The organism is Sinorhizobium sp. GQ132 (assembly GCF_059758575.1).
Genome location: NZ_JCAXDX010000002.1, coordinates 385,008 through 398,233, shown reverse-complemented (window position 1 = coordinate 398,233; position 13,226 = coordinate 385,008). Strand labels below are relative to the sequence as shown.

Sequence of the window (13,226 nt, the reverse complement as noted above, 5' to 3'; positions counted from 1 at the left end):
CTTGAATCGACTCCGGTTCACGGAGCCATGCAGCGGAATCGCGAATCCTCCGCCTTTCATTTCACGGTCAATAAGACACAAGCAAGGCAGAACCGTCTTGTCCGAATTTCGGCTCCACGCCGAGCAGCGGAGCGGAGCGGCTGATGATGTCGCGCACCATCGGGGCGGCATTCGAACCGGCCGTGCGTCCCCCGCCTTCGCCGGTCTTGGGCGCGTCGATGAAGGTCAGCACCATGTATTTGGGATCGTCGATCGGAAACGCCGCAAGGAAGGCATTGAAGTTCAGGTCGCTGGCATAGCGGCCGTTGACGACCTTGTCGGCCGTGCCGGTCTTGCCGCCGACATTGAAACCCGGAACAAGCGCCCGCTTGCCCGAACCCGCGATGCCGTTCCAGCGAAGCAGATAGCGCATGTCTTCACTGGTGCTCTTCTTGACCACTGCGCTCGCGAGTTCGCTCGCCTTTTCCTCGCTGCGCGGCAGGAAGGTCGGCGGGATGAGTTTGCCGCCATTGACCAGCGCAGCACCTGCGACCGCAGTCTGCAGCGGCGTCGTCGAAACGCCGTGGCCGAAGGAGATCGTGATCGAGTTGATCTTCTTCCACTCGCGCGGCTGGCTTGGCGCCTTCACTTCCGGCAGTTCGGTCGGAAGCCTCGTCAGCAGGCCTATCCGCGTGAGGAACTCCTTGTGGCCCGGAATGCCGATCAGGTCGGCGATCTTGGCGGTACCGATATTCGAGGAATACTGGAAGATTTCCGGCACCGTCAGTACGCGGCGCTTGCCGTGGAAGTCCTTGATCGTGAATCCGCCGATGCGGATCGGTGCGGTCGCATCGAAACTGTCGTTGAGCGTCACCTTGCCGGAATCGAGACCCATGGCGATGGTGAAGGTCTTGAAGGTGGAGCCCATCTCGAACGTGCCGTTCGACATGCGGTTCATCCAGCCCTCTTCGGCGCCTTCCGCGGGCCTGTTCGGGTCGTAATCCGGCACCGAGGCCATGGCCAGCACTTCGCCGGTATGGACGTCGAGGACGACGGCACCGGCGGCAATCGCCTGGTAGTTCTTCATGCCTGCGTCGATGACGTCGCGCACGATATTCTGCACGCGCACGTCGATCGAAAGCCTGACCGGTTCGAGCTTGGCATCGCTGGTCATTCCGATCGCCGCAAGATCGGCGAGACCCTGCTCGTCTATGTAACGCTCCATACCGGCGACGCCGCGGTTGTCGATGTTGACGTGACCGAGGATGTGGGCGGCAGTCGGCCCTCCCGGATAGAAGCGCCGTTTCTCCGGGCGGAAGCCGATGCCGGGAATGCCGAGCGCGAGGATTTCGCTCTGCTGCTTCGGCGTCAGTTGCCGGCGCAGCCATTGAAAGCGCGAATTCGACTTGAGCTTGTTGTAGATTTCGCGCGCGTTGAGATCAGGAAGCACCGTCGCCAATCGCTCCACCGCCTCGTCGGCATCGACGATCTTGTGCGGCTCCGCATAGAGCGAGACGGTACGGATATCGGTTGCGAGAACCTCGCCGTTGCGGTCGAGAATATCCGGCCGCGAGGCCATGAGACTATCGGCGCGGCCGATCGAGGAGACCGTTTCCGGCTGCGCGAGACCATATTGGACGAGGCGTCCTCCGATCGCCGCGTAGACGAGGCCGAAACTGGCGATGATGATCGCGACCCGGCTTTTCGCCCGGCTTGCGCTCTTCTTGCGCGTTCCTTCGAAAGTGACGTTGAGCCCGCTGTCGGCGGGGCGGTTATTGCCGCCCGCCGAAAAATGCGCCTTGCTCTTCAGCACCATGATACGAGAGAGAAACGACATCAGCGCGCCACCGAACCTGTTGCGATATTGTCGGCCTCGATGACGGCGGCGATATTGTCGGCCGCCTGCTCCCTGGCCTTCTTATCCTCTTCGGATGGAGGCAGATCAGCCCTCAGCATCGGCAGCTCCTCCGGCCGCGCCAGCTGCGTCGAGGGGGTCGGCGCGAGTTGCAGATCGGCTGCAAAGACGGTCACCAGTCTCTCCAGCCGGTTCGGCTGGGTCAGAAGCGCCCAGTCGGCCTTGAGCAGATCGATCGTGTCCTCTTCGAGCTTTATCGCTGCGTCGAGCCTGCGCACCTCTTCGAGCTTGTTCTCGGCCTTATGCTTGATCGTGTAGGTGACCGTCGCGGCCGCCGTCATGATGACGATCAGGACAATATCGAGCGTTCTGAGCATCGTCTTCTAGCCCCCCAGCCTTGCAAGGCTCGCCAGTTCCGGCAGATTGAAAATCGAAAGATCGGCGCCCGGCGACGGAGCCTCGGTGCGGACACCCGCTCTCAGCTTCGCGGACCGGGCACGAGGATTGCGGGACGCCTCCTCCTCGCTTGCCGCGACCATAGGCTTGCCGACTGGCGTGAAGGTTGCGGCGCGCGCCGTCACCAGCGGCAGATGGCGGGAGCCGCCCGCCTTGCCGGACCGATCCTGGAAGAACGTCTTTACGATTCGATCCTCGAGCGAATGAAAGGTAACGACGACGAGCCGGCCGCCAGGTTTCAGAGCCCGTTCGGCCGCAAACAGGGCATGGGCGAGCTCGCCCAGCTCGTCATTGACGAAGATGCGCAGCGCCTGGAAAACGCGCGTTGCGGGGTGAATTTTGTCCTTGGCCTTGCGCGGCGTAACCGTCTCGATGAGATTTGCGAGATCGCGGGTGGTCTCGAACGGCGTCTCGGCGCGGCGCTTTTCGATGGCACGCGCAATCCGCCCCGCCTGCTTTTCCTCTCCGAGGAAGCCGAAGATGCGGATGAGGTCCGACACCTTCGCGCGATTGACGACATCGGCGGCGGAGACGCCGGCGGCCGACATGCGCATGTCGAGCGGCCCCTTCTTCTGAAAGGAGAAGCCACGCTCCGCCTCGTCGATCTGCATGGAAGAGACGCCGATATCGAGCACGACGCCGTCGAGCCCTTGTTCCGGCGCATGCTCGGCCAGATCGGAAAAACGGGAATGAACGAGCTTCAGCCGCCCGCCGCTCGCGTGCATCATGGCCTGCCCCGCGGCGATCGCCGTCGGATCGCGGTCGAGCGCGATCACGTCGGCACCGGCATCGAGAATGGCGGATGCGTAGCCCCCGGCGCCGAAAGTGCCGTCGAGAACGATCTTGCCGGGAGCGGGATCCAGAGTCGCGAGAACTTCCTTCAGGAGGACGGGAATGTGACGAACCGGTCCGCCGTCGGCATCAGAAGTTCCGCCGCCTTGATCCGTCACCATCCCGCCTCTCCATTCTATTGTGAACGCAGCCCCCGTTGCTTGCGCCCTTCTCTGGCCTCCGCCTGCGCCCTCGCAAACGCCTGCGGATCCCAGAGCTGAAAATGATCGCCCCGCCCGACGAAGGTCACGTCGTTCGAGATGCCGGTGAAGTCGCGGATGAAATCCGTCACCATCAGCCGGCCCTCCGGGTCGAGCTTCACATAGACCCCGCCCCCATGAACAAGGAGCGACATCTCGTTGGCCGCATCCGAAAACGGATCCTCGGCGGCCATCTGCTTCTCGAACCGGTCCAGAAGCTCCGGCCCGCCGACGCTGATCGCCGGAAAGACGAAGTCCTGAAAACAGTATAACTCCCGCACGCCTGCCTCCAAAAGCACGGCGCGAAAGGCCGACGGGACGGAGACCCGCCCCTTGGCATCGATCCGGTTCGTAACATGTGACAAGAAGCGGTTCATGACGCGAAACGGCCGCCTCCGATTGACGGGCCACGATCATCGGCCCGCACATACACTCGCACCACCGCGCATGGATCCCCCGCCGGGCACGTGCGTGCCCGCCTGATCTTCCCATCGACGGAAGCCTCGAATTTCGCGATGGAGGGCCATTGCATGGCCCTTGCGCAGTACCGTTATGGGATAACATGGGACCATATGGGCGTCAATGGGAGAAGCTCGTAACCAGCCTTGCGGATGATCAAATATTGATAGGTTGTTAAGTTTAACAAAGGGTTACGATCCAAACCCTAATGCCTTGGAATCGCGCGCAAAAGCGAGCCGCGCCGGTGAGGTGCGGCGAGCCTCGCAGGCGTGATTCGCCTGAGTCAGGGAATTGAGGAGACGTGCTTTGCCGCAGTGGCGAAAGCTTCAAAGAAAAAAGCCAGTTGGCCTGTAAGCCGGGTTCTGTATGGCTCCGCCTCCGGAGAGACGAAACGTGGCAGCCATTCATCTGGGGCTGCGCTTGCGCGCAGCCTCGTGCAACCCACCCGGACGACGCGCCTGGAAACCGGCTGGGCGCTTGCGCGCCCGTGTCGTCCCTATTCGGTCTTGCTCCCGGTGGGGTTTGCCGTGCCGTCCATGTCGCCATGTCCGCGGTGGGCTCTTACCCCACCCTTTCACCCTTACTCCGCAAGCGGAGCGGTCTGCTTTCTGTGGCACTTTCCCTGGGGTCGCCCCCGCCGGACGTTATCCGGCACCGTGTTTCCGTGGAGCCCGGACTTTCCTCGCCCCGCGGCCTTTCGGCACTTGCGAGGCGCGGCTGCCCGGCCAACTGGCAGAGGCTCATTAAACGACCGGGACGGCAAGCGCCAGAGAAATCGGCACGGCCGCGCGGTCCGGCGGTTACTTAGCGATACGCGACCGCGAAGTCCGTTTCGTACCCGTCCGCCTCGAGCCGGCCGTCCGCCACCAGCACCGCGCCAAGCCTGCCGATCTCGTCGGAGCTCTTGGCAGCCTGGCCGTTGCCGCCTGTGAGCACGGCAATGCGGTCGCTCACGAAACCGATATAAGGATAGCCGTGTCGCGTGAACGCCGTGACGCAGGGCGAATAATGCGTCGAAGCGGGTCTCAAGCCGGGGATCGTCTCGGCGAGCAGTCCGCGCATGTGTTCGGCCGCATCCGCGTTTGCACCGCTTCGGAACCAGTCCCTGATCGCCGGCTCGCTCGCAAGGATCCGATCGGTCGGATCGCCGCCGATCTTTACGTAGTGTTTGCCATCGGCATAGGCAACCGGCGACAACAGGTAATAGCTTCTCTCCTGCTCCGGCGCGACTCCGATCAGCGACGGCATGCCTTCATAGAAGGAAAGATCATCCGCGCCCACCTCCGCAAAAAGCACGGTGCGCGCCTTTACCGCAAGGTCGAGCGGCCGCGGAAGAAGCGCCTGCGAAAGCGAGAAGCCGCCCGCGGCGACCAGGACGCGGCCGGCCCGTACCAGGTGGCCGTCGATCGTGCCGACCACCACGTGATCCGGACCGTCTTCGACCGAGATCACCTCCGAGCGGATCACCCGTGCACCCGATTTTTCGGCCGCGATCGTTTGCGCACGGACGAGCGAACGAGGATTTATGTAGCCTGCACCGTTTGCCTCATGAACGCCGGCATAGCCTTGCGGGAAGCGGAACCAGGGAAACCGCCCGGCAAGGTCGTCGCCAAGGATCAGCGGTGCCTCGACGCCCAGCCTGTCGCGGGCACGCTCGACATTCTCGAGATAGTCGAACGCGCCGCCGGGAGCTGGAGCCGCGATCAGACAGCCGACGGGAAAATAGAAGTCGACGCCGCTTTCCTGTGCGATTTCCGGATACCGATCGATCGAGCGCCGGGCCAGACGCGCCCAGACCGGGTCGTCGTCGATCGTACGGGTGATGCGGGCATTGTCGTAGTGACTGGCGAAAACGCCGCCGTGGCTCGCCCAGTCCTCCGGCTCATCGGGGCCGATAAGCGCGACACCGGCGCCCGCCCTCGCAAGGTGACGCGCCGCTGCGGCGCCCATCATCCCCTTGCCAATGATAACGAAATCAACGCTCTCCGACATGCCCTTCCCCGATGTTCGCTTCGCGACCGAGATAGCACGCCGTTCAGTCTTCCGCACCGAATTCCTTCGGACAATCAACAATATGCCGGAACGCAATACCCATCCGGCGTATGTCTTACAGCGTCACATGCGGTAGATCACAACCAATCCAGGATGTTCTTGACTTTACCGCAGTAGCGCTTCGAAACGGGGTTCATTCGCTTCGCGCCATGGCCGGCATTGTATTTGAGGATGGTGCCGCAGGTCGTCCCGTCGGAAAGCTCCTGCGCCTTCGCCAGGTACTTCATCCCGAATTTGATATTGGTCTCAGGCTCGTAGAGGTCTTTGATCGAACCGGTATAGCCCATCATCCGGGCCGTGGCCGGCTTGATTTGCATCAGGCCGACTTCGCCGGCGCTTCCGCGAGCCTTGGCATTGAAGTTGCTCTCGACCTCGACGATCGCGTGAGCCAGGTCGGCGGGAATGCCGTATTGCTTGGCATAGGACTGGATGAGGATCGTATATTGGGATCCGCGCGGCAAAGTCAGGTCGGGTTTCGGATAACCCGTCGTTCTGCTTACCGACGGAATTGCAGAAGTCTTGACGGTCTTGTCGATGCCCCCTGCATACGACGTACCAATCCCGGCGAAGAACATGCCAAGGCATGCCGCCACCGCAGCAACAGACGCTATTCTCATTTAGTTTGAAGTCTCCGGTCTGGGGAACCGATCGCGCGGCGCACCCCACCGCGACGATCGAATTTCCCGATCGTTTTCATTGACAAGAGTGCCGCGCCCGGCGCCACATCCCCTGCAGTTGATGCAACGGAAATGACCGGCGCATCATGGTAAACATGTGGCAGCACGAGAAAATCGTGCGCAAAAATCAATCAGACGCTAATTTAGGGCGGACAAAAATCGCTTTTCAGGCGGCCGGAATCGGCAATGTCGAAAGCAGACGATGCAGCGTATCGATGGTGGAAACGTCGGCGATGCCGTCCACTCGAGATTGTCGGAAATGGCGCTGGAACGCAGCGACCACCCCTTCGGTCTTCGCGCAGAAATCCCCTGTGATTTCAATGCCGTAACCATAAAGCCAAAGCATGGACTGGAGTGCTTCCACGGGCTGGCCCCGGTCGCCGCGCTGGAAGAAGCGACCGCCCCTCACGGAGGCCGGTTCAACCCAGTGTCCGACCCCGCGACGAAACAGCACATCCCAAGGAAAATTTTCTCCAGGATCTACCTTGCGAATCGGCGCGATATCGCTATGCGCGAGCACCCTCTCCGGGGCGATTTGCCAGCGTTCGCCACAGTCCAGACACAATTCGGCGACCGCCTCGATCTGCGCTTCGGGGAAATCAGGGAGGCCGCCCGGGTGACCGGCATTGGCAATCTCGATCCCGATGGAGCACGAATTGATATCCGTTTCGCCCTTCCAGACGCCCTTGCCCGCGTGCCAGGCCCTGCGTTCTTCCGGCACCAGCTGGGCGATTTGCCCCTCCTCGTCTACGAAATAGTGACAGGAAACCTGGCTTTCCTCGCGACAGAGCCAGTCGAGCGCGGACGCCGCCGTCTCCATGCCGGTGTAGTGAAGGATGATCATATCCGGCCTGCGCCCGCCGGCGCGCTCGCCATGGTTGGGCGAGGGCACGAGGTGAGCGCCGGGGAAGTCGCAGGTCTCGGATGTCATGCGGCGCGGCGCTCTCGTTCGATCGCCTCGTAGGCCGCGTTGAGCACGGCCATGCGATCGTTGGCGATCGCGTGGAACTCTTCCGGCACGCCGCGCGCCACGAGCATGTCCGGGTGGTTCTCGGAAACGAGAACGCGATAGCGCTTGCGAATCGCGGAAAAGTCATCCTTCGGCGAAACGCCGAGAACCTGATAGGGATCGCGGTCGTCGCCATGAACGTGGCGCGCCATGATGCGCCCGAAATGCTCGTCGTCCATCCTGAATATCTCAGCCACACGCCTCAGGAACGTAAGCTCCTTCTCGTGCACCGCCCCGTCGGATTTGGCGATATGGAACAGGCCGTCGACGATGTCTTCGAGAATCGGGCAATTTCTCTCGCAAGAGGAGCAGAGCGAAGCCATTTTCTCCGCATAGGCCTCGTAGCCGGCAACGTCCTGGCGGGCGAGATTGTAAAGCCTGGCGACGTTCCTCGCCTGGTCCGCGGGAAACTTGAAGATGTCGCGAAAGGCGCTCACCTCGGCCTCGTTCACGATGCCGTCGGCCTTCGCCATTTTCGCCGAAAGGGCGATCATGGCGACCGAAAAGGCGACCTTTCGCCGGGTTTCCGGATCTCCTTCGAAGAGCGTCCGGACCGCCTCGACCACTCCCGTAAGGGCGTTACCAGTGGTCGTGACGATTTTGAGGAGGCTGTCCCAAAATGACATGAGTGCGATTGTTCCCTGTCCACCGCGCGAGCATGATCTGATGCGGTGGCGATTTGCAAGCGGCAGAGCCGCGTCAACCATCATGGATGACGAATTTGTGATGGCCCCTCAATAATTCATATCGTCACAAATCTCAATCCAATTCCTGGACGGTGCCGTGCGACCTTCAGGCGCAACGCTGCAACCGCGCGGCCGGTTCCCGGTTCTCGTGATCCACAACCCTGTCATTTAATTTCCATCGGATTTGGGTTAGACCACCGCTATCTTTGATCTAAGGCAAGGATTTAGAATGCGGTTGATCTCACGAGCGATCGCTTGATGCCGAAATCCCCAGGAGGACCCCATGGCCAAGAAGAAAGTCGCAATGTTGACGGCAGGCGGGCTCGCGCCCTGCCTCTCATCCGCTGTCGGCGGCCTGATCGAACGCTACACGGACATCGCGCCGGACTATGAGCTCGTGGCCTACCGTTCCGGCTATCAGGGCCTGCTTCTCGCCGACCGGATCGAAATCACCCCGGCCATGCGCGAGAAGGCGCATGTGCTCCACCGCCACGGCGGATCGCCGATCGGCAACAGCCGCGTAAAGCTCACCAACACCGCCGACTGCGTGAAGCGCGGTCTCGTCAAGGAAGGGGAGAATCCGCTGCGCGTCGCGGCCGAGAGGCTCGCCTCCGACGGCATCAGCATCCTGCACACGATCGGCGGCGACGATACCAACACCACCGCGGCCGATCTCGCAGCCTATCTGGGAGCCAACGGCTACGATCTGACGGTCGTGGGGTTGCCGAAGACGGTCGACAACGACGTGGTGCCCATCCGCCAGACACTCGGCGCCTGGACGGCGGCCGAATACGGCGCACGCTTCTTCGACCATGTCAGCAACGAACAGAGCGCTGCGCCGCGCACCCTCGTCGTCCATGAAGTCATGGGCCGCCACTGCGGCTGGCTGACCGCGGCAACCGCGCGCGCCTATATCCAGCTGGCCGGCAACAAGGAATATGTCGACGGCTTCATGATGAACGCACAGCTGAAGAACATCGACGGCCTCTACCTTCCCGAGATGGCGTTCGATCTGGAAGCGGAAGCCGAGCGCCTGCGCGAAGTCATGGATCGCGCCGGGTTCGTCACACTGTTCGTGAGCGAAGGCGCCTGCCTCGACGCCATCGTCGCCGAGCGGGAGGCCGCCGGCGAGACGGTCAAGCGCGACGCGTTCGGCCACGTGAAGATCGATACGATCAACGTCGGCAACTGGTTCTCCAAGCAGTTTGCGGCGCTCCTCGGCGCCGAGCGGTCCATGGTGCAGAAGTCCGGCTACTATGCCCGCTCCGCCCCCGCCAATGTCGACGATCTGCGCCTCATCCAGAGCATGGTCGATCTGGCGGTCGAGAGCGCGCTCAACAAGGTCTCCGGCGTGACGGGTCACGACGAGGACCAGGGCGGGCGGCTGCGCACGATCGAGTTCCCGCGCATCAAGGGCGGAAAGCATTTCGACACGTCCGCGAAATGGTTCGGCGAGGTCATGGATGTCGTCGGTCAGAAATGGCAGGTGGCCGACTGATAAAGGACGAGGAACGGTTCGCTGTTTTCTGAAACGGCGAACCGCTTCTCACCGGAGGCTTTCGGCTCGAGAGGAGTTGACGGCTGCGCGCCGGCATGGCTCCCTCCTCTTCAGCAGCCATTCAACCGCGGAGCCCCCTCATGTCCTTCGAACACTGGTTCGCCTTCGCCGCCGCATCTGCGGTGCTGCTTGCGATTCCCGGCCCCACGATCCTTCTCGTCATATCCTATGCGCTCGGCCACGGCCGCAAGATCGCGGGGGCGACCGTGGCTGGTGTGGCTCTTGGCGATTTCACCGCAATGACGGCGTCGATGCTCGGCCTCGGCGCTCTGCTTGCAACCTCGGCGGCGATTTTCACCGTGCTGAAGTGGGTCGGCGCCGCCTATCTCGTCTGGCTCGGCATCAAGCTCTGGAAGGCGCCGGTCGGCAACGACAGCGGGAGCACCCTTGAAACGAGTCCTGCAGAAAGGCCGCTGCGGATCTTCGTTCACACCTATGCGGTGACCGCACTCAACCCGAAGAGCATTCTCTTCTTCGTCGCCTTCCTGCCCCAGTTCCTCGATCTGTCGCGGCCGCTTTTCGCGCAGATGGCGATCTTCGAGACGACATTCCTGATACTCGCCACGATCAACGCGGCGCTTTATGCCTGGCTTGCTGCCGCGGCCGGAAGCACCATCCGCAAGCCGAATGTCCGGCGCATCGTCAATCGCCTCGGTGGTTCGCTGCTCATCGGCGCCGGCCTGCTGACGGCGGGTCTGAAGCGCGCCACGACGTGACATGAGCAGTCTCTGAAATGCTCTCACGCGCTTGCCGCAACCGGCGGCATAGGTTAATGGAGATTCAAGCGCGGCGGGGTGGCAACCGCTGATTTGCAGGGGCTACGGGGCCCAGAAGCACGAAAGTGACAGCATGGCGAAATTCCGTATTCCCCTTTCGAAGCGGGCACTTGCCGCCGTGTCCCTTGTTTCCGTCGCTGTTGCTTCCGGGTGTTCCACGGTCGAGCATACGTCGCTTGCGGAGTTAACGGCCGTGCAGACCGTTACGCCCCTGCCTAAGCCGGGAACAGAGTCGACGGCTTACGCACTGCCCGCGCCGGTCGGCGCAACGGCGAGCACCTCGGCCGCATTGACCGCACAAACCTCGTCGGCGGTGCCGGCAAGCGCCGCAGGAACTGATTTCGCTGGCGAAACGAAGACGGGGGCCGCGACAGACACGACCCTCGCTTTCGCGGCTCCCCAGTCGGTTGCCGTGCCGGCGGCCAAACCCGCGCAGCCCTTTGAAGTAGCGATGGCGACACCCGCCTCGGCCGGCACCTCCCCGGCAGCCGCGCCGCCGGTCCCCGAGAAAGGCGCCGGACATCAGTCCGCCCCGCTTATCGGGGTTGCCGCCTCGTGGGAATCGGATTTCGACACCGGCGAGCCGGTCGGTCTGGAAACGCTTGTCGCCAAGCGCATGATCGTTCCGACGGAGCGCCCGAAGACGGGCGTGTTCGACACCGCAATCGGCGCGGTCGCAAGCGTCATCCCCGATTCGCTGAAGTCCGGAAAAGCACCGACCAGCTCGCGGCCGGAGCTTGACAGGCTGATCAAATATTATGCCGAACTGAACGGTCTGCCGCTCGAGCTGGTGCACCGGGTGGTCAGGCGCGAGAGCAACTACAACCCCCGCGCCTACAGCAAAGGCAATTTCGGGTTGATGCAGATCCGCTATAACACGGCCAAGGGTCTCGGCTATGAGGGTCCGGCCGAAGGGCTCTTCGACGCGGAAACCAACCTCAAATACGCGACCAAGTATCTGCGCGGAGCGTGGATGGTTGCCGACAACCAGCACGACGGCGCGGTAAGGCTCTATGCCAGCGGCTATTATTACCATGCCAAGCGCAAGGGCATGCTCGACGAGCTGAATATGAGGTAAGCCGCGACGAGCGGCTGGCCTGTCTGCCGGACATCGCTCAATCGAGCGCGTCGATTATCCTCGCATTCAGCTTCTGCACGTCGTAGCCGAGGCGCGACGGTGTCAGCCCCAGGCGGATGACCGCGAGGCGAAGCGAGGGGACGATCATGATCGCCTGTCCGTCATGTCCAAGCATCCAGAACGTATCGGGCGGGAAATTCGCCGTTCCGGCGCGGATACCGTTTTCCTGGAGCCAGACCTGGCCGGCCCCGTAATCGCCGCCGGAAGCCGCAGTCGGCGTGCGCATGAAGGATACGTAACCTTCCGGCAGGAGCCGCCTCCCCTTCCAGCTTCCGTCCTGAAGCAGAAACTCGGCGAAGCGCGCCCAGTCCGGCGCCGACGCATACATGTAGGAAGAGCCGACGAAGGTTCCGCTTGCATCCGTCTCCATCACGGCGCTCGTCATCCCGAGCGGAGCGAAGAGCGCCTCGCGCGGATAGGAAAGCGCTTCGGCCGGATCGTCGAATGTCTCCATCCAGAGCCGGGACAGAAGATTGCTCGTGCCGCTCGAATAGGCGAATTTCGTGCCCGGAGCGGCCTCCAGAGGCTTCGAGGCGACGAAGGCGGCCATGTCGCTTTCCAGATAGAGCATGCGCGTCACGTCCGTGACGTCGCCGTAATCCTCGTTGAAATCGAGCCCGCTCTGCATCGCGAGAAGATCGGTCAGCTTAATGCGAGCCCGCTCGTCGCCGTTCCATTCGGTCACCAGATTGGTCCGGGCCAGATCCATCCGCCCTTCGGCAATGCGCCGGCCGATGATCGCCGCGGTCACGGACTTCGTCATAGACCAGCCGAGCAGGGGCGTGTTCCGGTCGAAGCCTGCCGCATAGGTTTCCGCGACCAGCCTGCCATCCCTGACGACCACGATTGCGCGCATGCCCGGGCCTGCCAGTGCCGGATCTTCGACGAGCATTTGAATGGCCGCGTCGATGTCCGGCTTGTCCCCGTCCGGCCAGTCGACGCCGGGATCGTGGGCGAGAGGCGCCGTTGCCGACTCGGTCCCGCGCATCCCTGCGATGGCCTCGGCGCTGCCTCCGCTCACATTGGCGCAACCGCGGCCCGGACGGTAGACGGCGCGGCCTGGTGCGGCAAAGCCCAGGATACGCGCCGTCACGCTCTGCTCTTCCTGATCGACCGAAACGCGCACGAGCTTCAGCAGCGGGTGGCCAGGCGCCTGCACGTCCTGCGCCAGCACTTCCTGCGGATCGCGCCCCGCGAGGAACACGTTGGAGCAGACGATCTTGGCGGCATAGCCATCCCCCACCTTGAGGAGTTCAGGCGGAAACAGCGCCAGCCAACCGACGAGGCCCGCGAGCGCGGCCGCCACCAGTCCGCCAAGCGTCTTCAAAAGACCCTTCATTCTCGCCCTCCCGCTCTTCGCATAAGTGCTACTGCGCTTTCGCCCGCCTGACCAGTGTACATGACCATTGCGTCTTGTATCCGACAGCAGAGGCGCAGCGAGCCTCCTTCGCCCCGCTTGCGGGGAAAAGCTGTCGGCACGCGGATGAGGGGCAATACCCGAATCCCTGCGAGCCCCTGTGCGAAACCTCGTCATCAAAGTGTAGCCGAGT

The 13,226-nt window shown here is 62.7% G+C and carries 12 protein-coding genes and 1 other RNA gene; 3 read left to right on the top strand and 10 right to left on the bottom strand.

Features of this window, described 5'->3' with window-relative positions:
• Nucleotides 1-67 precede the first annotated feature (67 nt).
• The 9 genes from AC6CIG_RS05965 to AC6CIG_RS05925 form a co-directional block, all read right to left on the bottom strand.
• Nucleotides 68-1,816 carry a peptidoglycan D,D-transpeptidase FtsI family protein gene (locus tag AC6CIG_RS05965; protein ID WP_018095461.1) on the bottom strand — a complete coding sequence of 583 codons (1,749 nt, stop codon included), beginning with the start codon at nt 1,814-1,816 and terminating at the stop codon, nt 68-70.
• Nucleotides 1,816-2,211 (bottom strand): cell division protein FtsL, encoded by a 396-nt coding sequence (gene ftsL / locus AC6CIG_RS05960; protein WP_102761210.1) that lies wholly within the window; start codon nt 2,209-2,211, stop codon nt 1,816-1,818. Before ftsL ends, AC6CIG_RS05965 begins: the two co-directional genes overlap by 1 nt.
• 6 nt (nt 2,212-2,217) lie before the next feature.
• Entirely contained in the window at nt 2,218-3,243 is a 1,026-nt protein-coding gene (gene rsmH / locus AC6CIG_RS05955; RefSeq protein WP_127712416.1) for a 16S rRNA (cytosine(1402)-N(4))-methyltransferase RsmH, read from the bottom strand.
• A 14-nt stretch (nt 3,244-3,257) separates the two neighbouring features.
• Nucleotides 3,258-3,698 carry a division/cell wall cluster transcriptional repressor MraZ gene (gene mraZ / locus AC6CIG_RS05950; RefSeq protein ID WP_018095464.1) on the bottom strand — a complete coding sequence of 147 codons (441 nt, stop codon included), beginning with the start codon at nt 3,696-3,698 and terminating at the stop codon, nt 3,258-3,260.
• Nucleotides 3,699-4,115: 417 nt separating this feature from the next.
• Nucleotides 4,116-4,513, bottom strand: an RNA gene (gene rnpB, locus AC6CIG_RS05945) — RNase P RNA component class A.
• 71 nt (nt 4,514-4,584) lie between these two features.
• The gene (locus AC6CIG_RS05940; RefSeq protein ID WP_498322517.1) at nt 4,585-5,772 is read right to left on the bottom strand and encodes an NAD(P)/FAD-dependent oxidoreductase; all 1,188 of its coding nucleotides are present in this window, start codon (nt 5,770-5,772) and stop codon (nt 4,585-4,587) included.
• 137 nt (nt 5,773-5,909) lie between these two features.
• Nucleotides 5,910-6,449 carry a lytic transglycosylase domain-containing protein gene (locus AC6CIG_RS05935; protein WP_018095466.1) on the bottom strand — a complete coding sequence of 180 codons (540 nt, stop codon included), beginning with the start codon at nt 6,447-6,449 and terminating at the stop codon, nt 5,910-5,912.
• A gap of 226 nt (nt 6,450-6,675) precedes the next feature.
• Complete coding sequence (locus AC6CIG_RS05930) at nt 6,676-7,440, bottom strand: N-acetylmuramoyl-L-alanine amidase (protein ID WP_127712417.1); 765 nt, start codon at nt 7,438-7,440, stop codon at nt 6,676-6,678.
• A complete protein-coding gene (locus AC6CIG_RS05925; RefSeq protein ID WP_018095468.1) occupies nt 7,437-8,144 on the bottom strand; it encodes a J domain-containing protein in 708 nt (235 codons plus the stop codon). The genes AC6CIG_RS05930 and AC6CIG_RS05925 overlap by 4 nt, the downstream gene beginning before the upstream one ends.
• A 343-nt stretch (nt 8,145-8,487) precedes the next feature.
• On the opposite strand from AC6CIG_RS05925, the gene AC6CIG_RS05920 reads away from it, so the two are divergent.
• From AC6CIG_RS05920 to AC6CIG_RS05910, 3 genes are all read left to right on the top strand, one after another.
• A complete protein-coding gene (locus AC6CIG_RS05920) occupies nt 8,488-9,702 on the top strand; it encodes a pyrophosphate--fructose-6-phosphate 1-phosphotransferase (RefSeq protein WP_018095469.1) in 1,215 nt (404 codons plus the stop codon).
• Nucleotides 9,703-9,842: 140 nt separating this feature from the next.
• Nucleotides 9,843-10,478, top strand: a complete 636-nt coding sequence (locus AC6CIG_RS05915; protein ID WP_018095470.1) for a LysE family translocator — start codon at nt 9,843-9,845, stop codon at nt 10,476-10,478.
• A gap of 133 nt (nt 10,479-10,611) precedes the next feature.
• Entirely contained in the window at nt 10,612-11,616 is a 1,005-nt protein-coding gene (locus AC6CIG_RS05910) for a transglycosylase SLT domain-containing protein (protein ID WP_127712418.1), read from the top strand.
• A gap of 37 nt (nt 11,617-11,653) precedes the next feature.
• Here AC6CIG_RS05910 and AC6CIG_RS05905 read toward each other — a convergent pair whose 3' ends face one another.
• Nucleotides 11,654-13,015, bottom strand: a complete 1,362-nt coding sequence (locus AC6CIG_RS05905) for a serine hydrolase domain-containing protein (RefSeq protein WP_437411707.1) — start codon at nt 13,013-13,015, stop codon at nt 11,654-11,656.
• Nucleotides 13,016-13,226 lie beyond the last annotated feature (211 nt).